Genomic DNA, 22,555 nt, shown 5'->3' on the forward strand with positions numbered 1-22,555 from the left:
TCGGGAACAAACGATGTGAGAGAACAGTTGAGGGCGGCATGACTCGAGTAGCGGTAGCAACATCATTCGGTGGGCCAGAGGTCGTCGAGATCGTCGATCGGGCTCTGCCCAAGCCTGCAGCAGGGCAGGTTCTGGTAGAGGTGAGGGCCATCGGGGTCAATCCGATCGATTACAAGCTCTACAGCGGCGCGTTCGGCACCGACGAGTCGTCGCTTCCGCTCCCGCTCGGTAGCGAAGCGGCCGGCGTCGTCGTTGCTGTCGGTAACGCGGCCGAAGGTGCGGGCGGGCCGATCTCGGTCGGCAACGAGGTGATCGTGTCCGGTGCGAAGGGGGCATACGCCGAGAAGATTCTCGTTCCTGCGGATGCGGTACTGCCGAAGCCCGCCTCTCTGGACTGGAATGTCGCTGCCGGCCTGCTCGTCGTCGCCGGTACCGCATACGACACGCTCGAAACGGTCGCTGTGTCGACCGGCGACACCGTGCTCGTACACGGCGGGGCCGGCGGAGTCGGATCCATAGTCGTGCAGTTGGCAAAGGCCCGTGGTGCGACCGTGATCGCCACAGCGCGTGCGGAGAACCATGACGCTCTGCGGAAATACGGTGCGGTGCCGATCGAGTACGGCGAGGGATTGCTCGATCGTGTGCGGGCCGTGGCACCCGACGGCATCGATGCGGCCATCGACACGGTCGGCACCGACGAGGCCGTGGATGTATCCCTCGAATTGTTGACGGACAAAGCCCGTTTGGTCACGATCGCTGCCTTCGAGCGGGCCGCCAACGAGGGTTTCCCTTCGGTGGGTGGCGGTAACCCGCAGAGCGCGGAACGGCGTAAGAAGGCAGCCCTGTCACTCGTGCGACAAGCAGGTGAGGGTGATTTCGAGGTCGTCGTCGCGAAGACGTTCCCGTTGGCCGATGTAGCCACAGCGCACTTGGAACTGAAAAGGGATCACCCGCGCGGAAAGTTCGTGTTGATTCCGTGACGGAAGAAGTTGACGTGCTGAACAACTGGGCTGTCGCGGAGGTACTCGCGCGCTACGCGCACGTGGTGGACAATCAGGAGTGGGAAGAGTTGGCGTCGGTCTTCACTCCCGATGCAACCCTGGAGGCAGAGAAAAACCTGATCATCGGACTCGACGGTATCCGGGGGTATCTGGAGTCGTTCGATCCGAAGCGATCTCATCACACGCTCAACACCATCACCGATATCGACGGTGATATAGCGCGGGTGTGGAGTCGGTTCATCGTGGTCGAGTTCGACGCCACCTCTCTGACCGGTGATTACGTCGATCAGGTGATCGCGACCGGAGACGGTGCCCGAATCTCGAGGAGGCGCATCACCGTTCGCAATCGACCGGACATTGCTCAACACGAGGCGGAATCGTTCGCGAGCTGGGCTCGGTCGTGACCGCGGAAGTTCGCGTCGATTCCGACACTGCGGCCGAGATCCTGGACGTTCTCTCCCGCTACGCCCAGGTGATAGACAACCGGGACTGGGATCAGGTCCACACAGTGTTCACCGACGATGTGGTCTTCGGGGCCGGAGAGGCTGCTCGGCAGGGTATTTCGGCGGTGCAAGAGATGGTCGAGAACGTTCGGCCCTATCACCCACACCACACGTCCAATACCATCCTCACCCGCCGCCCGGATGGAACCATCCGGGCGTGGAGCAAGTTCGTCATCGTTCGAACCGACGGCACCGCGGGCAGCGGCGACTACCAGGACACGCTGGTGCACACCCACCGTGGCTGGAGAATCGCGCACCGAGTCGCAAGCCGCGGAAACCGTCGACGCGACGACCCCGGCGGTCCGTCGAGCAGGACATTCACTTTCGCTTCCTGGAGGGGATGACAGGAGCCGCGGCGACTGGTTCGGCTGCGCTGGATAAATCGGTTGATGGTTGTGCGCCCGGTTGACAACATCATTCGCATGGAAGGATTCGACCCCGCGACCAGTTTTGGACCGGAGGTGTCACGGCGATACGACAGATCCGTGCGTGGCGATGAGGACGACACCGTTCGCTTTCTCGCCGGTCTGGCCGCCGACGGATCCGCACTCGAGTTTGCTGTCGGTACCGGGCGTATCGCGATTTCGCTTGCACACCGGGGCATTCGAGTCGACGGTATCGAGCTGTCGCCGGATATGGTCGCTCGGTTGCGTGAGAAGCCGGGCGGCAACGAAATCGATGTGACGATCGGCGACATGTCGAGCGCGACCGGCCCAGCGGACGAATATTCGCTCGTCTACCTCGTCTACAACACGATCTACAACCTGCTGACTCAGGACGGTCAGGTGCGTTGCTTCGAGAACGCGGCTTCGCACCTGACGGCAACCGGAGTCTTCGTCGTCGAAGCCGGTGTGCCGTCGGCATGGTTGCGCGGGAACCAGTTCGTCAACGTCGAAAGACTTACTGCCGGTGAGGTCATTCTCGATGTCAATCGCTATGACCCGGTCACACAGATCCTCGACGAGAACCACGTCTCGTTCACCGATAGCGGGATTCGGCTGGACCCGATCTCGTGCCGACTCATCTGGCCGGCCGAGATGGATCTGATGGCGAGAATCGCCGGATTGCAGTTGCGGAGCCGGTGGGGTGGTTGGAACGGCGAGCCCTTCACCGCCTCGAGCGAGCGGCACATCAGCGTGTACGCGCGCAGGTAGCGGACTGAACCGTTCCTGTCGAATCCCTGTCACGACCCGCAGCCGAGGATTCGTCGGTGTTCCGAGATGATCTCAGCAGCAGCGGGAGCAACGCGAGTGCAGCGATCAGAGACAACCCACCGCATCCGACGAGAAATCGCCAATCACCCAACCAGGCTGCGAGCAGGGGCGATCCGGCTCGCGCGAGTGCTGTCGGAACGGTGATGACCGCGAGCACACTTGCGAAATGCAGTACCCCAAACGTGTTGGCCAGGACCGCCGGCTTCGCGACGACGGCCACGCCTTGGCCGAGGCCCACCGCCGCCACACACAGCAGTGTCAACGGAATCGATAGCCCGACCAACGGCAACAACAAAAGCCCGATGCCCTGGATTGCGAAGGATACGGCGGCTGCCACCGTGAAAGACAAGCGACTGCCCGCCACCGTCAGAATGAGTCTGGCGACGATCTGCAGTACCCCGACTGAGATCAGGACAGAGGTGGCGACGGGCACCGAATGCCCTCTATCGATCAGGTAGGTGATTCCGAGCAGCAAGAATGCGGCCGACGACGCTGCCTGCGCGACGAATGCGACCGTCAGCAGCCAGAACCGGCTCTGCCGCAGCACAGTGCCGAGCGGAGCGCCGGAGCGCCCGATAATTCGGCTGCGGTGTGTTGTTCGCGAAGGCACCGAGACAACATGAGCCGGTACGGCGGTGACGGCCAAAGTCGCTGCCAGAGCAATGACGGTTGTCCGCCAACCGAACTGGATGTTCAGCCACCCTACGAGGGGGTAGACAAGATAGGTCGCCAGGCCGACGACCATCGTCACCGTCAGGATCGACTGGTTTCGCTGCGGGGGCTCGACAGATACGGCCAGTACCGCGAAGGACGCTTCGTAGGTCGACATGGACAACGCCAAACCGATCAGGGCGAACGCGCCGTACAACAGCAGGAGGCTCTGGGCCTGTGACCAGAGAAGTACCGACGCCGCGCCCAACCCGGACCCGGTCGCCATGAGGGCGCGGCCACCGACTCGGTCCAGGACCCGCCCTACCGGTAGTGCAGCGAAGGCCCCCATCAAGGTCGAGACCGTTGTCGCCGCCGCGATTGCGGTTCGCGATGTTCCTAGGTCGTCGGCCATGGGAATCAGCACAACCGGCAGGGTCTGCACCATGGCGATGTAACCGATCGAGTTCGTCAGTGCGAACACGGCAACCAAGCGTTGCTTCGACTTCGGTGACAGCAGTAGCGAGTCGGTGGCCGCGAGTGTCATTCGCGCAGCAGCGGCAGCAAGGTGGTGCCTTGGCGCTCGATCTCACGAAGGTAGGGCGTATCCGACAGGACGAAATGGGTGATCCCGAGATCCTGGTACTTGCGCAGTGACTTGGCTACGTCGTGCGCCGACCCGACGAGCCAGGTGGTGCCGGCACCGCCGCCGCCCACGCGTCCGGGGGCCGTGTAGAGGTTGTCGTCCAACACATCTCCACGTGATGCCAGGTCGAGCAGACGCTGTTGCCCGACGGCGACTCGACGGTGCGGATTTCGGAATGCGTCGGATTGCGAACCTGCGAGTTCGGCCACCTTGGCTTCCGCATCGGTCCACGCTTGATCGGTGGTCTCGCGGACGAAAGTGGTGACGCGCAAGCCGAATTCGAGCGGTCGATGTTGCCGGTCGACATCCTCGCTAAAGTTTTTCAGCCGATCGATTCGTTCGGCAACTCCGTCGAGCGTCTCACCCCAGAACAACTGAACGTCCGCATGAGCGGCCGACACTCGCTCGGCTGCCTCCGAGGCACCCCCGAAGTAGAGCTTGGGGTGCGGACGGCCAGGGCGTCCGACGATCGGCGGGGACACGGTCGAATTCTCCACCTGGAAATGCTCACCTCGATAGGTCACGTTTTCCTCGGTCCACAGCTTGCGTACCAGTGCGATGAACTCTGCTGTTCGTTCGTAACGGCGCGACTGATCGCTGTCGACGTCGCCGTAGGCACCGAGATCGTCTTTGCCGGAGACGATATTGACCCGTACCCGACCTCCGGTGAGATGATCCAAAGCTGCTGCCGAGGCGGCGAAGTGGGCGGGAGCCCAGTATCCGGGACGGACTGCGATGAGCGGCTCGAACGTGGTGGTTCGAGCCGCCAAGGCTGTTGCAACCGTGAATGTGTCGGGACGGCCCCATCCGGCACCGATCAATGCGCCCGCCCAGCCGTTCTGCTCGAGCGCAATGGCTTGACCGGTCAGGTTCTCCAGGCTGTTGTGGCCCTCGACGGCGTCGTCGCCGCGGTGGCCGGGATCGACCTGATTGGGTATGTACCAGAGGAATTCGTTGGTCATGTTCTCTCTTCTGTCCCTTCGAGGGCGATTCTGTTCAGCTGCACCTCACGTACATCCGAGGTTTGGCCCTGCACGAGGAGAAACAATGCCGAACGTGCGTGGAGTTGTGCAGTGTCGTCGGATTGAATGCCGCGGCCTGCGCGTGAGATCAGCAGAGCCCGCGTCAGCGTCGACAATGCTTCTCCGACCTCAGCTTTGATGCGCAGGCGATCTCCTGCACGGTGCCGGTCGTCGCCGGACTGCTTCGCGGCGTCACTGAGGCCGTAGGCATCGGCACGCAGCTGTGCGATGCGAGGTCGCCACGCCTGGGCAACCTGTCGGGCTGCCGGTGTGGACACGTCGAGTTCGGCAAGCACCGTCTCGGCCAACCCGAAGTGATGTGGACGCGCATCGCTTGCAACACCGAAGTCCTTCGTGCGATAGGTGGCGAGCGGCACCCTGTCGATGACGTATTCGTCGGGCACCACTACGTCCGCCAGCTTCACCCGCTCGGTGCGGCTCCCGTGAACTGCGCTCAGGCCCAGTCCCACTGGACGGATTTCGGAGGTGACGGGTACCAGCGCAGTGACCACCGTGCGCGTCGCGCGTTCGACCGCGGCGACGGTCAACACCGTGTTGAGGCCCCAACCGCTGACCCAGGAGACCGTTCCCGAGAACGTCCAACTGCCGCGATTGTGGACCGCTTCGATGAAGTGATCGGGAAACTTTCGAACGTCGCTGACCGCCGCCCCGACGAGCACACGTCCACGCAGAATTTCGTAACCCAACTCGGGCAACTCTCTACCTGCGGCGTGTGCTTCGGCGAGTCTGCCGACCATCGGTCCATGTTGGGCCCAGACGAGCCACGTATTGAGGCACGCCCCTGCGATTGCCTCGTGAAGTCGACGATCGGTTGTTCGATCGACTGCAGCACCGCCGAATTCCGGAGGGGCAAGGTGATTGAGCAGCTTCAGTTCCGAGAATTGTTCGATTCGCTCATGGGTTACTCCGTGCTTGTCGGTCTGCAGGGCAGACGGCCGCAGCGCGCGTTCGGCGTACTCGAGTACGCGATCGAGGAACGGAATTTCTTTTTCTCCGGTAATCAATTGCGTGGACGGGGTTACGCGGAACGAGCTAGGCGTCATGCGTTCGTTTCTCCATTCGGCTCATACGTCCCCCGCTCTGCAGTGTGCACAAAGCTACTGCGGTCGAGTGGGTTTCACCCACCTTGTAATCACGATGAATAGAACTCGTGACCGAATTCCGCGAGTGCCGTTGACTGTCCTCAATCGTCGATCGAGTCCGCGCTCGAAGCGTGGGTCGCCTGGATGTATTCATATTGTCTGTCGGGACAGATCTCTGTAGAAAGGCGAACTACGTGTTCACCAAGAAGTCTCAACGCACCGTCGCATCCGTCATTGTTTCTGCCTCCGCTGTCTTTGCATTGGCAGCGTGCAGCAGCGGTCCCGCCGCGCAGGCCGACGTGGGATCACCGGTGTCCGGTGGCACGCTCACGTTCTACGATCCGGTCGAGTACAACGCGTGGAAGCCCACCAACTCGATCTGGTCCAACAGTCAAGTCTCGGACAATCTTGCCGAGCGTCTGATCTGGCAGGACCCCGAAACCGGTGAATACCGACCGTGGTTGGCCGAGTCGTATCGGATCAGCGACGACAACCTCACCTACACGTTCGTGCTGAAGCCGGGCGTCACGTTCAGTGACGGCACCGCGCTCACAGCCGAGGTCGTCAAGGCGAACTTCGATCAGCACGGCAACGGCGACGAGGCTCGCGGAATCACCAAGGATCCGTTCTGGACCGACTACGCCGGTACCGATGCGATCGACGACCGGACGGTCGCAGTGAAGCTGTCCGAGCCCAACGCCGGGTTCATCCAGATTCTGTCGAACTACCGCGCGAGCTCGATATTGGCGCAGTCGTTTCTGGATCGAGACCTCAACGGTCAGAGCGATCTGCGTAACTGGGTGGGTACCGGTCCGTTCGTCGTCGAATCCGTCGACGGAACGACGGGTGTGACGTTGACGAGCCGCCAGGACTACGACTGGGCACCCGAAGGGTCCGGGCACAGCGGCAAGGCATATCTCGACAGGATCGTGTTCAAGACTGTTCCGGAGGGTGGAACACGCGTCGGCGCTTTGCAATCAGGGGAAGCGCAGATCGCTCGTAACATTGCGCCGTACGACGAGGAGACGGTCACTGCCGGTGGCGGAATTCTTGTGGCCATCCCGGTCCAGGGCGAGACCAACGATCTGACGGTGGATCTCAGCGACCCCACAGCGCCGATCCAGGACAAGCAGGTGCGGCTGGCTCTGCAAGCGGCTACCGATCGGGACGAGATCAACAAGTCCGTTCTGTCGCCCAACTATCCGATTCCGACCAGCGCCTTGGTGCAGGGGACCCCACTACGGGGTGAGTCGAGCAGCTACCTCGCCTACGACTTGGACAAGGCGACATCCTTGCTCGACGACGCCGGCTGGACAGTGGGAGCCGACGGAGTACGCGAGAAGGACGGCAAGCGTCTGTCGTTCAACCTCCGCGTCGCGCCGTATTACCAGGTATCACAGTCCGTAATCGAAGTCGTTCAATCGCAGTGGCGCAAAGCAGGTGTCGAGGTGAACCTGACCCGTCCGTCGCTGACCGAGTACGAATCGCAGCTGGCGAGTGCCCCCGACTGGTATTTCACCCAGGGCCAGACCTCGACTGCGGAACCGAGTGTGCTGCGTACCTCCTATGGCAGTGATCGGCAGAACGTGACGAAGAATGCCGTCCCGGATGCCGAGCTGGACCGGCTACTCGAGGCACAGTCTGCCGAATTCGACCCGGTAGCAAGAGAGACAGCGATCCAGGCGGTCGAGGACCATATCTTCACTGAGGGTTACTCGATTCCTCTCTACGACGAGACGCAGGTCTTCGGACTTGCTCCCGAGGTGCAGGGCTTCACGACCGAATCCACCGGTCGCTCCTGGTTCTACGACACCTGGCTGTCGGAGTAGGCGCGGAATGAGTACCTACATCCTGAAGCGGGCTGGGCAGGCAGTGCTTGTTCTGTGGGCCGCGTACACGTTGTCCTTCCTGCTCCTCAATGCACTGCCCGGCGACGCGGTCAGCAACCGGATCCAGAACCCGGAGGCCCAACTGTCACCGGAGTCCGCGCAGGCGCTGATTGCCTACTACGGCCTGGACCGACCCCTGGTGGTGCAGTACTTCAGCGGGCTTGGGTCGGTGCTGCACGGTGATCTCGGATTCTCTCTGACCAACGGCACCACTGTGGGAAGTCTTCTGGCCCAGGCTTTGCCGAGTACGCTGCAGCTGACCGGTCTGGCGTTGGTGTTCGGATTGATCTTCGCGGCTCTGTTGGCGACGGGTGCCAACTACGCGCCGTGGAAGCCGGTGCGCGAGTTGCTCGGGGCGATTCCGGCGCTGTTCGGTTCGGTGCCCACATTCGTCGTGGGCATCCTCGCTCTGCAGTTCCTGTCCTTCGAGTTGGGTTTGATCCCCTCCACCGACGACGGCACCTTCCTTGCGCTTCTTGCACCTGCGGTGACCTTGGCGATCTTCATCACGGCACCACTGGCACAGGTGCTGGCCATCTCGATCGCCACGACTCGCGATCTGCCGTTCGTCCACGTACTGCGGGCCAGGGGAGCCGGCGAAGGGTACAGCTTCCGTCGCGGCGTACTGCGAAATTCGTCGCTTCCGGTGCTGACGCTCCTGGGGCTGGTCTGCGGCGAGCTCATCGCTGGTTCGGTGGTGACCGAAGCCGTGTTCGCTCGCTCCGGAATCGGACAGGTGACCGTCAATGCTGTAGGTACCCAGGACCTTCCGGTTCTGCAGGGGGTCGTGCTCATCGCCGCATCGGCGTTCGTGGTGGTCAACTTCGTCGTCGATATTGCCTACCCGTTCCTCGACCCACGAATACTGGTGGCGACAGGTCGGACACGAAGGGCCGGAGCCGGACTACGGGCACCGGCGAAGACCCTGCTCGGCGATTCCCGGCTCGACGGCATCGGCGCGGTGTCGGTCGGTCGTGGACTCCCAGCGGAGGTGTCGATGCCATGACGACCCTGGACTCCGCTGCGCCACAGGACGACACCGCAGTACAACCGTCCCACAATGCACGATCGATCGGCACAGTACTTCGCTGGTTGCGTGGTCATGCCGTGCTGGCAGTAGCAGTGACAATCTTCTCGATCGCGGCCGCGTGGGCCGTCGCGCCGTCGCTGTTCACAGCCTTCGATCCCATCGCCATCGACAACACTCGTAAGTTGCTGCCGCCGTCGGGAGAGCACTGGTTCGGAACCGATCTACTCGGTCGAGATCTGTTCTCTCGCATCGTCTATGGAGCGCGTGCCTCATTGCTCGGCGCAGGCCTTGCCGTTGCCGTTGCGGTCGTCGCCGGCTCCCTGCTCGGTTCCGTCGCCGGATGGTTCGGAGGTGCCCTGGACAGTGTCGTCATGCGCGTTATCGATGTGGTGCTCTCCATTCCCGAGTTCCTTCTGGCCATCTCCATCGTCGTGTTGTACTCCGCCAGCACCGGCCGCGCTGGATTGATTCCGGCCGCACTGGCTGTCGGGGTCACGTCGTCCGCGAAATTCGCTCGGCTGATTCGCTCCGAAGTGCTGAAGGTGCGGACGAGCAGCTATGTGGAGGCCGCAGTTACGAGCGGCGCAACGACGTTCACGATTCTGCGCCGTCACGTGGTGCCGAACTCGCTGGCACCCACCATTTCACTGATCGCGGTTCAGCTCGGAATTGCCATCATCTGGATTGCGTCCCTCAGTTTCCTCGGGTTGGGTGCGCAGCCGCCGGACCCCGAGTGGGGGCTGCTGGTGGCCGACGGTAGGCAGTTCATCGCAACCAGGGGTTGGCTCACCCTCTACCCCGCACTGACCATCATCGCAGTAGTGATGTCGACCAACATCATTTCTCGCCACCTCCAGAAACGGAACGCCCGATGACCGGCACACCAGTACTGTCCGTCGACAGCCTCACCGTCGGATATCGAACCGGCAGGGATCTACGACCGGTGGTACACGGGGTCGGGTTCGACGTCGGTCCAGGTCAGGTTCTGGCGCTCGTCGGGGAGTCCGGGTCGGGCAAGACAACCACCGGGCAGGCAATCTTGGGGTTGCTACCCGCGAACGGCCACGTACTCGGCGGCACGATCACCTTCCGCGGTCGGGATCTCAACACCTTCACACCCAGAGAATGGCGGCAGGTCCGCGGCAGTGCGATCGGCCTGATCCCGCAGGACCCGTCGGTCTCGCTCGATCCGGTGCGACGGGTGGGGCATCAGGTCGAGGACGTGTTCAGGCTGCACACCGATCTCGACGCGGACGCGCGGCGGGCACGAGTACTCGATCTGTTCGGTCTGGTCGGATTCGACGACGTGGAACGCAGATACCAGCAGTACCCGCACGAATTGTCGGGCGGCATGCAGCAGCGTGTATTGGTTGCTGCCGCAGTAGCTTCGGAACCGGACCTCATCATTGCGGACGAGCCCACATCCGGCCTGGACGCGACCGTGCAGAAACAGGTCCTCGATCTCGTGGACGACCTGCGAACCCGGTCGTCGACGAGTCTCGTTCTGGTCACCCACGATCTCGGTGTCGCCGCCGACCGGTCCGATCTCATCGGTGTCATGCGGGGCGGGCATCTGGTGGAACTGGGCGCAACGGCCGACGTGCTGGCCAACCCGCAAGACAGTTACACCCGACATCTTCTCGACAGTGTGCCGTCGCGTCGTGCCTCTCGGCCGATAAAAGCCGCTGTGTCCGCTGAGAAGGCGACGGTCATCGAGGTCGCCGAACTCCACAAGACATACGGCGACAAGCCTGCTGTGGAGGGAATTTCGTTCTCGGTGCGCGCAGGGGAGACATTCTCGATCGTAGGCGAGTCCGGAAGTGGTAAATCCACCACGGCGCGCATCTTGACCGGGCTGACCAACGCGACCTCCGGAGCGGTGACGATCCTGGGCACAGAGACGACGACGCTGAGCAGCAGGGATTTTCGGCCGCTTCGCCGCGACGTGCAGATCGTCTACCAGAATCCGTATTCGTCGTTCGACCCACGATTCAGTGTGTTCGACGTGGTGGAGGAGCCACTCCGATCGTTCCAGGAACCGCGGTGGGGGCGTCGTCGCAAGAACGTCGACGAGGTGGCGGCTGCGCTCGAATCAGCAGCGCTTCCTGCTGATTTCGCTGCTCGCCATCCGCGCGAGCTGTCCGGCGGACAGCGGCAGCGCGTCGCGATCGCCCGGGCGTTGATCCTCGAGCCGAAGGTCCTGGTGCTCGACGAACCGATCTCGGCGTTGGACGTGTCGGTTGCGGCCCAAATCCTGGAGCTGCTGCAGCGGCTGCAGAGCGAACACGGGCTGACCTACGTGTTCATCTCGCACGATCTGGCTGTCGTGGAGGCCATTTCGGACAGGGTTGCGGTGATGCAACGCGGCCGAATCGTCGAGCAAGGTCCCGTGAGTACGGTATTCGACAACCCCACCAGCGACTACACCGTGAAACTGCTCGAGGCGATCGCAGGCCGCGACTCCATCGGCACACGAGGTTCAGCATGAGCGCATCGACGAACGATCTCGACGCTGCAGTGGCGCAGTTCCGCACGGTGTTCGCCGAATTGGCTAAGGGTGCTGCCGAACGCGACCGTTCGGGAGAGCATCCGTACGAGCTGGTGCAGCAGCTGGCTCGTGCAGGCTTCGGAAAGCTACGCGTCCACCAAGAGTTCGGCGGCTTCGACGTCGATCTGCCGACGCTGTTCTCACTGCTCGCCGAGGCCGGGCAGGCCGATTCCAACATTCCGCAGATCTGGCGCGGTCACTTCACCACGACCGAGATACTCAGACGCGAAACAGATCCCGTGGTAGCCGAGCACTGGTCGCGAAAGATATCCGACGGGGCCGTGTTCGGTAATGCTCAATCGGAACCCTCGGCTTCGGTCGTGGGACTCGAGACAGTGGGCGGGCACGGTGCCATCACCGCTCGGGTCGGTGTCGACGATGCAGGAAGCAGGGTGGTGTCGGGTACCAAGTTCTACTCGACCGGATCGCGCTTCGCGCAGTTCATCCGTGCCGCCGTGCTGGACGAGAACGACCGCCGAGGATTCGTGGTTCTCCCTGCCGACCACCCAGGAGTTCAGCACATCGACGACTGGGACGGCGTGGGTCAACGTCAGACCGGAAGTGGAACAACGATTTTCACCGCCGTACCCGTCGAGCCACACGGTGACGTGGGCGTGGACAAGGACGCACTGCGCGGTCTAGACTCCTTCGTGCAGATCGTCCACCTGGCAAATCTCGTCGGTATCGCTCGTAGCGCGGTGGCCGAGACCGTCGACATCGTGCGCACTCGAACACGGACCGGTCGCCACGCGACAACCCAGGACGCTGCGTCCGACCCCGATGTGCTCGCGGTGATCGGTACCCTGTACTCCCGATCACTCACCGCAGAGACGTTGCTGAAACACGCTGCAGAGCAGCTGCACTCGGCGCACGAACTCGATGACGAAGCGGCTTTCGCCGACGCGTACGTCGAAACCTCCGCAGCGCAGATCGGCGTGGCCGATGCTGTCCTGGACCTGGCCTCGAGCGCTTTCGACGCCGGCGGATCGTCCACAGTTCGCGCCCGGGTGGGACTCGATCGTCATTGGCGTAACGCGAGGACTCTGGCCTCACACAATCCGCTGATCTACAAGCCGAGAGTGATCGGGGACAACCTCGTCAACGGAACTCGCCCGGTCTCGGGCTACTACGGAGAATCGGAGAGTCAGCGATGACGCGTCGGCTACATCTCAATGTCAACATCCTCAATGCCGGTGTCTTCGGCGGCTCCTGGCGGTTTCCCGAAACCGACGGACTGGCGAGCTACTCGATCGACCACTACACCTCGATTGCGAAGAAGGCGGAGGAGGCCGCACTCGACGCGGTGTTCCTTGCCGACGGACCACAGTTCGACCCGAGCACACGCCACCGACCCGGCAACAATTTGGAGCCGACCACGGTGCTGGCGCGAGTGGCCGCGCAGACCGAACGCATCGGACTCATTGCCACCCTCTCGTCCTCCTACAACGATCCCCGTGAAATCGCCCGTCGACTCGGTGATCTCGACTACGTCAGTGGTGGTCGGTTCGGCTGGAACGTGGTGACCACGGCCGGCCCGATAGCGGGCGCGAACTTCGGTCGTGACGGCGAGCCCGAGCACGCGCTGCGATACCGCAGAGCGGCCGATGTGGTGGAACACGTTGTTGCGCAATGGAGTTCTCGTGCCGAGCTGGTCTCCCCCCAGGGCAGGCCCGTGGTAGTCCAAGCCGGCGGGTCGAGCGATGGCAAGCAACTCGCCTCGCGCGTGGCCGAGGTGGTCTTCTCCGCCGAACAGGATCTCCACAAGGCACGTGCGTTCCGTTCCGAAATACGCCAGGGTGCAGTGCGATTCGGCCGCGATCCAGAGGAAATCGTGGTGCTTCCCGGGCTCTCGACGGTCCTCGGTAGTACCGAAGCCGAGGCGCTCGCTCGTCGTGAGCAACTCGACGAACTACTACCCGACGCCTACGCCCGTGCACGGCTGTCCGGTCAGCTCGGTTTCTCCCTCGACGGTCTTCCGGACGACGAGCCGATCCCTGCCGAACTGCTCCGCGACCCGGACCACGCCGGCGGTTCGCAGACGTTCTATCGTGTGGTCCGCGACATCATCGACCGCGAGAACCCCACGGTGAGGCAGCTGCTCAAGAAGCTCTCGGGTGGAGGCGGACACCGGATCGTCGTCGGCACTCCCGAGCAGATCGCCGACGATATCGAGCGGTGGTTCCGCGGAGGGGCTGCGGATGGCTTCAACGTCATGCCCGACGTATTGCCCTCGGGATTCGATGATTTCGCCGATCATCTCGTTCCCGAACTGCAGCGCCGTGGATTGTTCCGAACCGAGTACGAGACCACGACCCTGCGGGGTCATCTCGGTCTCGGTCTCCCTGCCGCACCGACGTCGACGACTCGTCCCCTAGTGAGTGCAGTGTGAGAACGCGATTCGCCTTCGACGAAACCAGGAGCACACCATGACCGTCGTACTCGAACTGGCAGTGACGGACTCGGATGCGGGGGTGTCGTTGGCCGATGCCGATGCCATCCTTGCCGTGGCGCAGGAGTCCGGCATCGATGCGATCAGACTTCTCGACCGGGCAGGTGAATCGGCGGTAGTCGATCCGTCCGTAACGGGTGCTTATCTCGCCGGCCACCACGACGGTCTCGGATACCTGATCGACGCCAGAACCACTCACAATGCGCCGTACAATCTGGCGCGTCGGGTGTCGGCCTTCGACCGGGCAACCGATGGCCTGGTCGGGCTCGTCCTGAATCCGGGCGATGGCGACGAAGTGAGCGATGCAACGGCCCCCGATCGAGGAGCCGTCGAGTCCGCCGAGCGATGGGGTGAGTACGCGGGCATCCTCGAACAGCTGTGGGAGTCTTTTCCGGCCTCTGCACTTCTCGGTGACCAGGAACGCGCACTCGTGGTCGACGACAGCCTCGTTCGGGCGATCGAGCACGACGGTCGGTTCTATCGAGTGGCGGGCCCACTGGACGGTCCTGCATCGCGTCAGGGGCGACCACCTCTCGTCGTTGCCGAGCCGGACGCGGTGGGATGGAAGCGTACGGCGGCACATGCCGATGTGGTGATCATCGATGTTCCCAGTGCGGTCGCGTCACTGCGTTCGCTCACGTCGGCGCTGGGGGCGGCGGGCAGGAATCGGACCGACGTGACCGTCCTGGTCAGGACTCGAACGGTGCCGGACTACCTGGAGTGGTACGCCCACGACGAGGTGAACGGCGTCGTGCTCGTCACCGATGACCTCGATGCGGGGGAGGTGGTCGATCTGATCCGCGCGGTCGCGGCCCACATCGAGAGACCGGCGGGTGGAAGTCTGCGGGACAGACTCGGACTGCGTACTCGTACGGAGGTACCCGCATGAGCACGCAGACGGACACTCTCGATACGGCTCGGCAGCTGACCGTCGACGGGATCCGCTCCGTGGTGGCACCCATCTTGGCCACGCTCGGCGAGACGGCTCGATCGCGTGAAGAGTCGCGCGACTACGCTTTTCCCGAGGTACGCGAACTTGCCGGTGCCGGAATCGCATTGACGGGAATTGCACGTCACGAGGGCGGTGCAGGCGGAACCGTTCGAGACGTCGCCGACCTGGTCATCGAGATTGCCCGTGCTGATTCCAATGTGGCACAGGCGCTTCGACCCACGTTTCTGGTAGCGAACCAGATAGCCGGGAGGAAGGACGTGCCCCTGCGTGAGGTCAATCTGGACCGTCTGAGAGCGGGGGCTCTGTTCGCGGGAACAGGCAACGAACGAAACGGCGGGGCAAGCGGAAGTATCTCCACCACCGCTACCCGTGACGGAGACGGATACCTCGTCGACGGCCGCAAGTTCTACTCGACGGGCGGGCTCTACGCGTCGTACTTCTCGTCGTCCGCGGTGACCGATACAGGGGAGGTGGTGCGTTTCACCGTCCCCACCGACCGTGCCGGGCTCGAGCGGAACGACGACTTCGATGCGATCGGTCAACGACTGACACAGAGCGGATCGACTCTGTTCACCCGAGTGCGGGTGCACGCCGACGAGGCCGTCGATTTCGACGCCGCGACGCCCGACAATCCGTGGCTCGGGTCCTTCGCTCAGCTCTATCTCGCTGCGGTACAGGCTGGCATCGCGGCCCGGGCCCGCGACGATGCGGTGTGGTTCGTGCGTGAGCGTGCCCGTCCGATCAAACACAGTTCAGCCCCACACAGCGTCGACGATCCGTACGTCCGACAGACCGTCGGCGAGATCGCGGCGAAGGCCACTGCAGCTCGCGCGGTGGTGATTCTGGCGGCCGAGGCAGTGCAGGATGCACGCGGTCTCTCCGGACCCGAGGCTCGCGACGCCGGAGCCCGTGCCTCGGTGACCGTCGCCGAGGCCGGAATCGTCGCTATCGAATCGGCCTTGAAAGCCGCTGAACTGCTGTTCGACGTCGGGGGTGGATCCATCACCGATCGGGGGTCGGGCTTCGATCGGCACTGGCGCAACGCGAGGACGGCGGCCAATCACAATCCGCGACAATGGAAAGCAGCTGTCGCCGGGGCATATCACCTGACCGGGCAGGATCCGCCCACGACCGGGCTCTTCTAAACCCCGAGTCTCAATAAAAGCCCGAATCGATTTCGAGCTACCCACGAAAGGGAACAATGTCCAACGAAGACCGCGTACTGGGCCGCACCGGAGTTCGCATCGGCCCGCTCACACTGGGTTCGATGAATTTCGGTCGCTGGCAGGAGGAATCCGAAAGCCTTCGCATCATCGGGGCGGCGCTCGATGCAGGGATCAGCTCGATCGACACTGCAGATGTGTACGGGCAGGGCGAGTCGGAAACCATTGTCGGCAAGGCGATATCGGGTCGTCGTGACGACGTGTTCCTGGCCACGAAGTTCCACGGACAGATCGGTACCGACCCGCGCCACGCTGGAAACTCACGGCGCTGGATCACCCGTGCAGTCGAGGACAGTCTGCGCAGGCTTGGAACGGACCGGATCGATCTGTATCAGGCGCACCGCCCGGATCCCACCACCAGCCTGCTCGAAACGCTGCAGACGTTGAACGACCTGATCGGGCAGGGAAAAATTCTCTACTACGGCACCTCCGTCTTCCCTGCGCACCTGCAGGTCGAGGCGCACTGGATCGCCGAGAAGCACGGGCTCATCGCCCCGCATACCGAACAGCTCCCGTACTCGTTGCTCGTCCGAGGCGTCGAACGCGAGGTATTTCCGGTGGTGCGCAAGTACGGAGTGGGAGTGCTGTCCTACGGTCCACTCGCGGCCGGATGGCTTTCCGGCGGTTACCGGCTCGATGCACCGCAACCCGATTCTGCGCGTGCCGATCTCATACCGGGCCGGTTCGACGTCGGTGCGGCGCGTAACAGGCGCAAGCTGGAAGCAGCCGACGCCCTGGCCCGACTCGCCGAGGACAATGGACTCACCATCATCGAGCTCGCCATCGGGTTCGCACTCGAACACCCTGCGATCAGCAGTGTCATCATCGGTCCACGAACCCAGGAACACCTCGAGGCTTACCTGAAGGCGAGCACCGTTCGGCTCGGTTCCGATGTGCTGGATCGCATCGACGAGATCGTCGAACCCGGCACGCAGTTCCAGGACCGAGATACCGGAGCGGACACACCCTCACTGTCTCCGGATGCGCTGCGCCGCAACAACTGACCTACCACCGCAACCTCCATCGTTGAAAGGCCTTCGTCTCATGTCATACGGATCATTCGATACCCCACACCTCGCGGCCGCCGATCGCTACGACAAGATCGACTATCGGCGCAGTGGCACATCAGGACTCGATCTGCCTGCCTTTTCGTTCGGCCTGTGGCAGAAATTCGGTACCGACTATTCGTTCGAGACCCAGCGGGAGATCATCCTGCACGCGTTCGATCTGGGTATCACCCACTTCGACAACGCGGACCGATACGGCCCGCCGCACCGGGCAGCACAGAAGAATTTCGGCCGAGTACTCGGCAAGGACCTGGCCGCGTACCGCGACGAAATCGTGCTGTCCACCAAGGCGGGTAATGCGATCGGTCCCAGCCCGTACCTGAAGGGCGGATCTCGCAAGTCGCTGCTCGGCTCGCTCGAGCACAGTCTTCGCGATCTCGGCACCGATTACGTCGACATCTTCTACCATCACAGCCCCGATGAGACGACGCCATTGGAAGAAACTGTCGGAGCATTGGTTTCGGCCGTCCAACAGGGCAAGGCGCTGTACGTCGGCCTGTCCAACTACCTCCCCGAGCGCGCCCACGAGGCCGCCGTGCTGCTGCGCGAGGCCGGCGTGCCGCTGCTCGTGCACCAGCCCAGATACTCGATCTTCGATCGACGCATCGAGCAGAACGGATTACTCGAACTCGCCGAGCAGGACGGCTTCGGGCTCGTCGTGTATTCGCCGCTGGCACAGGGTCTGCTGACCGACAAGTACCTCGAGTCGATCCCGGCCGAAGCACGCGCCGTCAACAGCACTTTTCTGACGCCCGACGCTCTGACCGACACCTACCGTCAGCGCGCCGCGGAACTGAACAAACTGGCCGAATCACGCGGACAGTCGTTGGCTCAGTTGGCACTTCAGTGGGTTCTTCGTCAGCCTGCTGTGACGTCGGCCCTCGTCGGAGCAAGCTCGACGTGGCAGCTGGACCACAACGTACAGGCGCTGAGCTTCCCGTCACTGACCGACGAGGACCTTGCGATCATCGAGGAATTCGGTGTGCACGGCACCGGACTGAATCTCTGACATGGCGTACCACGGCGCGTCCATCGGTGCGGGCGTCGAGGACGGGCGTCCGTTCCGCCTCGGCTTTCTACTCCATCTCGACCGAGACCTCGCACCCGCCGACGCGTATCGCGAAGCCGTCGAGTTGTTCGTCCACGCCGAGGAATTGGGTTACGACTCCGGCTGGGTCATTCAGCGGCACTTCCGGCAAGGTAAAGAACACATCTCGTCACCGTTGGTGACCCTGGCCGCGATTGCGCAACACACGACGCGCATTCGTTTGGGGACGGGGGTCCTCGTCCTCCCGCTGGAGGACCCCTTGAGGGTCGCCGAAGACGTGGCCACCCTCGATGCGATCAGCGGGGGACGCGTCGAACTGGGCGTGGGCTCCGGCCCGTTCCCGCAGGCGTGGGAAGCGTTCGGGAAGCCGTTGGGCGACAGGCACCGACTGTTCGACGAGTCGGTGGCGAGGCTGCACGAGGTACTCGACGGGTCGGCTCTCAACAGTGCGGGTGAGGTTCTCCACCCGCCGGGTGCGGGCGTGCGTAGTCGGCTGTGGCAGGCAACGACGAGCGATCCGGCTGTCGCAGGCGACGCCGTGCGCGCAGTTGCACGATCGGGGGACGGCCTGCAGCTCTCGCGAGCGACGGCGTGGCGGGGCGGGACGGCTCGGCAGGCGCGGGAACGTCAAGGCGAGCTGGTAGCGGAGTACCGCGCGGCGTGGACGGACCCGGTGCATGCCCCACGAATTCAGGTCTCCCGTGCGGTCTATCCCCACGAAGACCGCGCGCAGGCGCTGCGCCTGGTCTCTCCCGGGGTGCGCCGTTGGCAGAGTTGGAGCACCACAGGGGAAGCCAGACCGGAGCAGACCGTCGAGGAGTATCTGGCCTCGGACCGGGCGCTGATCGGGCCGAGTGATGTTCTGGCTGCGGAGCTCACCGAGGATCCGGCGCTACGCGAGATCACCGATCTGCTCGTCAGTTTCGTACCGGGAGTGCCCGAACCCGCGGAGCATCGGCGACTGCTCGAGACAACCGCCCGAGAGCTCGCACCGGCGCTCGGGTGGTACCCGGCGACCGCCGGTCACCCGATCCGATTGTGAGCGAGCTATGCCATTTCACCTGAATCTGTCACTGATGACACCGGGTCACTTTCGGCACGCCTGGCGACTGCCGCATGCCGACCCGTTGGCATATCTCGACATCGACCACTTCGCCCGCCTCGCCGTCATTGCCGAAGCGGCGAAGATCGACGCAGTGTTCCTGGGCGACGGACCGGCCCTACGCGGCGAGATCGAAGAGGCTCCGGGAACCGGAATCGACCCGCTCGTTCTTCTGGGGCATCTGGCCGCGCTCACCGCCCACCTCGGCGTGATCGTCACGAGTTCGACCACGTACAACTCGCCGTACAACTTGGCGCGACGGTTCCAGGCCCTCGATCACGTGACGAAGGGCCGAGCGGCAGTCAATATCGTCACCACTGGAACCGAAGCCGCCGCCGCCAATTTCGGACTGACGGAGCATCCCGACAAAGCCACTCGCTACCGTCGGGCATGGGAGTTCCTCGAAGTGGTGACCGGCTTGTGGGACAGCTGGGAGCCGGATTGGCTGGTGGCCGAGAAGGACTCGGGGCGTTACGCCGACACCACGAAGATCCACCGCATCGATCATGAGGGTGAGTTCTTCTCCGTCGCGGGTCCACTTCCCGTTCCGCCCGGTCCGCAGGGGCGGCCGATTCTGGTGCAGGCCGGAGGATCCGAGGGTGGGTTGACGCTGGCCGGAGACTTCGCCGACGTGGTGTTCACTGTTTCGCAGACCAGGGCGAAGGCGGTGGCGTTCCGGGACGACATACGCCGGCGAGCCGTGAGTGCAGGGCGCGGAGCGGACGCGGTGAAGATCTCGCTCGGCGTGGTTGTCGTGGTCGACGCCACCGAGGCCGGGGCCAGGGAGCGGGCAGAGGAGCTCTACCGTTCGATGCCCATCGAGCGGCTCACAGCGGCTCTGCTGAACAATCTCGGACTTCCCGACGGTTCGTTCGGTCCGGACGACGCGATCTCGGCAGCCGACCTCCCTGCGTCGATTCCGATCACTGCGTTCTCATCCGGTTTTGCAATCTCCACCCGCGCTCTCATCGAGGAACGAGCCATCACACCGCGCGAACTCATCGAGCGCGGGGCAGGAGGGTCCGGCCACCGGCTGGTGGTGGGATCGGCGGAACAGGTGGCCGACGATCTGCAGTCCTGGTTCGAGGCAGGCACCGCTGACGGATTCACGATCATGCCTGCCGACACCGCCGTGGACTTCGAGAATTTTGCAACCCTCGTCGTGCCGATTCTGCAGGAGCGCGGGCTGTTCCAGACCGACTACAGCGCAACGACACTCCGTGAGAGGCTGGGGCTCGAGGTAGAGACGTCCGACGCGATCCAACGACACGAGGCTCGGTAACCTCGTGGGAGCCGGCGCGCGGGTGGACGCCGGTCCGCTCGCGAGCGACACGGGTGTCTTCTACTACCTGACGCATCCCGATGGAGTGAGCGTCGAATAGGTTCAGTGGTCGCCGGAGATTGTCGGAAAGGTATTCGATTCATCCTCGCCTGCAAGATGAATCGAGCACCTTGCACGTCCGCAACGGTGTGGGGCGTGATGACGACGATGTCGGCCTCGCGGACTGCGAGCCGGTAGAGGAGCGGGGCGTGGGCGAGCGTTGCGATCACCACGTATGCGGCTTACGGGTCTCGGCTGGCCGGTTGTGAATCAGCCGACTTCGAAGCTGCCGAACAGAACCAGCGCAAGTCCGAGCGCGACAACGATATTTACGACGGTGGCCGAGCCGAAGACCACAATCGGCCGCCACCCAGCCTCTCGAATTCCTTTGGCCGAGAACTCGAGCCCGATCGAGACGAATGCGAAGATCAAGAACCAGGTTCGGAGGTCGTTGATCACGCCGATGTCGGCCTTGCCGCCGTCGACGTTCGCGACCCACAACGTTCCGATGATCGATGCTGCGATGAAGCCGAGGACGAACTTCGGGAAACGCCCCCAGAAGTCCGAGATGGTCGGACGCGCCGACGACGTGCGTTCGACCTTCAACGCGAAGTACGCGGTGAGCGCAATGGCAACGAACCCGATGAGAGCGTTCTGCGTGGTCTTGACGATAGTGGCAATCTGCAGGGCATCCTCGCCCGCGAGCGCTCCTGCCGCTGCCACAGCCGCTGTGGTATCGATGTTTCCACCGATCCAGGCTCCTGCAACCGCGTCGGGAAGCCCGATAACGCTAGCCAGCCATGGCAACAGAAAGATCGAGGGCAGCGCGAACACGATGACGAGAGATGCGCTGTAGGCAAGTTGCTCTTTCTTGGCCTGCACTGCACCGGCAGCGGCGATCGCAGCGCTGACGCCGCAGATCGAGACGGCGGAGGCGAGTAGAGCGCGCAGCTTGTCGTCGATGCCCAGCTTGCCTGCGAACCACCAGGTGAATCCGAAAACGATGGTGATCAACAGGATTGATTGAACGATTGCGGGCCCCGCTGCCGTCACCAGAATCTTCAGATTGACCGACGCGCCCAACAGCACAAGACCCGTCTTGATGAAGAACTCGGTTCGGTAGCCCCCCGACAGTTTTTCACGAAGGCCCAGCCTGCCGAGTGCAAAATTGCCGATGAGGCCGAGAGCTATTGCATAGATGGGGAATTCGATTGCCTTGGCTATGCCTTCGAGTGGGGTGTCGGCAAGCCAGTTCGGAACCTGAGTTTCCAACAGCCTTGTCAGCGAACCGAGTACCACCACGGCGAGCACGCCACCGAGTGCCAATGGAACGCTGCGGTTCATTCGTCCGTTTTCTAGCTGCAGGTTGTCGCTCATGGGATCAACCACCCTTTGATTGCGCCGGCGAAGACCAGCGCGATGAGAGCAAGTCCGACGACGACCGAGGCCCAGTCCTCAGTCAGCCAGGAAAGTCTGAGTTCTTCCGTGGACGAGTCCCCGTCGGGTGCGAGCGGCGTATCGGATTTTTCGGACATGCACCGACGCTATGGGCGGTCGCTGCGAATGCGAACAGTTCGAATCACGTTGATTCCAGCGTTTCATCGCGCCGTCGGGCGTATGGGCTACCACATCGGGCAACGACATGAGACGCGGCCGAAGAAACATCTATCCGAAACTCTGCATGCCCGCAGCATTCCGCAAAGCAGATGGACAGAACGTGATTCGACTGGTCGTTCCTGCAGTCCACCTCTCGTTCGGATCGGGCCGATTCGAATGGTGGCCCTCTTCG

Annotated in this window: 21 protein-coding genes; 16 read left to right on the forward strand and 5 right to left on the reverse strand. The window is 63.2% G+C overall.

Annotation, left to right across the window (positions count from 1 at the left end):
• Nucleotides 1-38 precede the first annotated feature (38 nt).
• The 4 genes from BH93_RS05470 to BH93_RS05485 all read left to right on the forward strand — a co-directional run bounded on the left by BH93_RS05470 (nucleotide 39) and on the right by BH93_RS05485 (nucleotide 2,658).
• Nucleotides 39-980: an NADP-dependent oxidoreductase gene (locus BH93_RS05470; RefSeq protein ID WP_037172078.1), complete on the forward strand. Its 942-nt coding sequence runs from the start codon at nucleotides 39-41 to the stop codon at nucleotides 978-980.
• Nucleotides 977-1,405, forward strand: coding sequence for a nuclear transport factor 2 family protein (locus BH93_RS05475; RefSeq protein WP_052064882.1), 429 nt, complete (start codon nucleotides 977-979; stop codon nucleotides 1,403-1,405). The genes BH93_RS05470 and BH93_RS05475 overlap by 4 nt, the downstream gene beginning before the upstream one ends.
• The gene (locus BH93_RS05480; protein ID WP_037172076.1) at nucleotides 1,402-1,848 is read left to right on the forward strand and encodes a nuclear transport factor 2 family protein; all 447 of its coding nucleotides are present in this window, start codon (nucleotides 1,402-1,404) and stop codon (nucleotides 1,846-1,848) included. Before BH93_RS05475 ends, BH93_RS05480 begins: the two co-directional genes overlap by 4 nt.
• Nucleotides 1,849-1,989: 141 nt before the next feature.
• The gene (locus BH93_RS05485; protein WP_242459124.1) at nucleotides 1,990-2,658 is read left to right on the forward strand and encodes a class I SAM-dependent DNA methyltransferase; all 669 of its coding nucleotides are present in this window, start codon (nucleotides 1,990-1,992) and stop codon (nucleotides 2,656-2,658) included.
• Here BH93_RS05485 and BH93_RS05490 read toward each other — a convergent pair.
• Genes BH93_RS05490 through BH93_RS05500 form a run of 3 tightly spaced genes read right to left on the reverse strand, consistent with a single transcriptional unit; the run spans nucleotide 2,636 to nucleotide 6,098 of the window.
• The gene (locus BH93_RS05490) at nucleotides 2,636-3,913 is read right to left on the reverse strand and encodes an MFS transporter (protein ID WP_080738924.1); all 1,278 of its coding nucleotides are present in this window, start codon (nucleotides 3,911-3,913) and stop codon (nucleotides 2,636-2,638) included. The two genes, BH93_RS05485 and BH93_RS05490, sit on opposite strands and share 23 nt — an antisense overlap.
• The gene (locus tag BH93_RS05495; protein ID WP_037172074.1) at nucleotides 3,910-4,974 is read right to left on the reverse strand and encodes an LLM class flavin-dependent oxidoreductase; all 1,065 of its coding nucleotides are present in this window, start codon (nucleotides 4,972-4,974) and stop codon (nucleotides 3,910-3,912) included. Before BH93_RS05495 ends, BH93_RS05490 begins: the two co-directional genes overlap by 4 nt.
• Entirely contained in the window at nucleotides 4,971-6,098 is a 1,128-nt protein-coding gene (locus BH93_RS05500; protein ID WP_037172071.1) for an acyl-CoA dehydrogenase family protein, read from the reverse strand. Before BH93_RS05500 ends, BH93_RS05495 begins: the two co-directional genes overlap by 4 nt.
• Nucleotides 6,099-6,331: 233 nt before the next feature.
• Between BH93_RS05500 and BH93_RS05505 the strand changes: the two genes are divergently transcribed.
• From BH93_RS05505 to BH93_RS05560, 12 genes are read left to right on the forward strand one after another with little or no spacing between them, the layout of a single operon-like run.
• Nucleotides 6,332-7,966, forward strand: a complete 1,635-nt coding sequence (locus BH93_RS05505; RefSeq protein ID WP_037172247.1) for an ABC transporter substrate-binding protein — start codon at nucleotides 6,332-6,334, stop codon at nucleotides 7,964-7,966.
• Nucleotides 7,967-7,973: 7 nt separating this feature from the next.
• Nucleotides 7,974-9,032, forward strand: coding sequence for an ABC transporter permease (locus BH93_RS05510; protein ID WP_037172070.1), 1,059 nt, complete (start codon nucleotides 7,974-7,976; stop codon nucleotides 9,030-9,032).
• On the forward strand, nucleotides 9,029-9,931 hold the full coding sequence (locus tag BH93_RS05515; protein WP_037172068.1) for an ABC transporter permease: 903 nt from the start codon (nucleotides 9,029-9,031) through the stop codon (nucleotides 9,929-9,931). Before BH93_RS05510 ends, BH93_RS05515 begins: the two co-directional genes overlap by 4 nt.
• The gene (locus tag BH93_RS05520; RefSeq protein WP_037172067.1) at nucleotides 9,928-11,544 is read left to right on the forward strand and encodes a dipeptide ABC transporter ATP-binding protein; all 1,617 of its coding nucleotides are present in this window, start codon (nucleotides 9,928-9,930) and stop codon (nucleotides 11,542-11,544) included. The genes BH93_RS05515 and BH93_RS05520 overlap by 4 nt, the downstream gene beginning before the upstream one ends.
• Nucleotides 11,541-12,758: an acyl-CoA dehydrogenase family protein gene (locus BH93_RS05525; protein ID WP_037172066.1), complete on the forward strand. Its 1,218-nt coding sequence runs from the start codon at nucleotides 11,541-11,543 to the stop codon at nucleotides 12,756-12,758. The genes BH93_RS05520 and BH93_RS05525 overlap by 4 nt, the downstream gene beginning before the upstream one ends.
• Nucleotides 12,755-13,993 (forward strand): LLM class flavin-dependent oxidoreductase, encoded by a 1,239-nt coding sequence (locus tag BH93_RS05530; protein WP_037172065.1) that lies wholly within the window; start codon nucleotides 12,755-12,757, stop codon nucleotides 13,991-13,993. The genes BH93_RS05525 and BH93_RS05530 overlap by 4 nt, the downstream gene beginning before the upstream one ends.
• A 37-nt stretch (nucleotides 13,994-14,030) precedes the next feature.
• Nucleotides 14,031-14,942 (forward strand): LLM class flavin-dependent oxidoreductase, encoded by a 912-nt coding sequence (locus tag BH93_RS05535; RefSeq protein WP_037172246.1) that lies wholly within the window; start codon nucleotides 14,031-14,033, stop codon nucleotides 14,940-14,942.
• Nucleotides 14,939-16,150: an acyl-CoA dehydrogenase family protein gene (locus BH93_RS05540; protein WP_037172064.1), complete on the forward strand. Its 1,212-nt coding sequence runs from the start codon at nucleotides 14,939-14,941 to the stop codon at nucleotides 16,148-16,150. Before BH93_RS05535 ends, BH93_RS05540 begins: the two co-directional genes overlap by 4 nt.
• 56 nt (nucleotides 16,151-16,206) lie before the next feature.
• Complete coding sequence (locus tag BH93_RS05545; protein ID WP_037172063.1) at nucleotides 16,207-17,232, forward strand: aldo/keto reductase; 1,026 nt, start codon at nucleotides 16,207-16,209, stop codon at nucleotides 17,230-17,232.
• A 40-nt stretch (nucleotides 17,233-17,272) separates the two neighbouring features.
• Complete coding sequence (locus BH93_RS05550) at nucleotides 17,273-18,304, forward strand: aldo/keto reductase (RefSeq protein ID WP_037172061.1); 1,032 nt, start codon at nucleotides 17,273-17,275, stop codon at nucleotides 18,302-18,304.
• A 1-nt stretch (nucleotide 18,305) separates the two neighbouring features.
• Complete coding sequence (locus BH93_RS05555; protein ID WP_197914556.1) at nucleotides 18,306-19,385, forward strand: LLM class flavin-dependent oxidoreductase; 1,080 nt, start codon at nucleotides 18,306-18,308, stop codon at nucleotides 19,383-19,385.
• Between the two features lie 34 nt (nucleotides 19,386-19,419).
• On the forward strand, nucleotides 19,420-20,727 hold the full coding sequence (locus BH93_RS05560; RefSeq protein WP_242459125.1) for an NtaA/DmoA family FMN-dependent monooxygenase: 1,308 nt from the start codon (nucleotides 19,420-19,422) through the stop codon (nucleotides 20,725-20,727).
• A 309-nt stretch (nucleotides 20,728-21,036) separates the two neighbouring features.
• Here the strand turns inward: BH93_RS05560 and BH93_RS05565 are convergent, their stop codons facing one another.
• Both BH93_RS05565 and BH93_RS05570 read right to left on the reverse strand, forming a co-directional pair.
• On the reverse strand, nucleotides 21,037-22,110 hold the full coding sequence (locus tag BH93_RS05565) for a YeiH family protein (RefSeq protein WP_242459126.1): 1,074 nt from the start codon (nucleotides 22,108-22,110) through the stop codon (nucleotides 21,037-21,039).
• Nucleotides 22,111-22,139: 29 nt separating this feature from the next.
• Nucleotides 22,140-22,301, reverse strand: coding sequence for a hypothetical protein (locus BH93_RS05570; protein ID WP_155290877.1), 162 nt, complete (start codon nucleotides 22,299-22,301; stop codon nucleotides 22,140-22,142).
• Nucleotides 22,302-22,555: the final 254 nt, after the last annotated feature.

This window comes from Rhodococcoides fascians A25f (genome assembly GCF_000760935.2).
Taxonomy (GTDB): Bacteria; Actinomycetota; Actinomycetes; order Mycobacteriales; family Mycobacteriaceae; genus Rhodococcoides.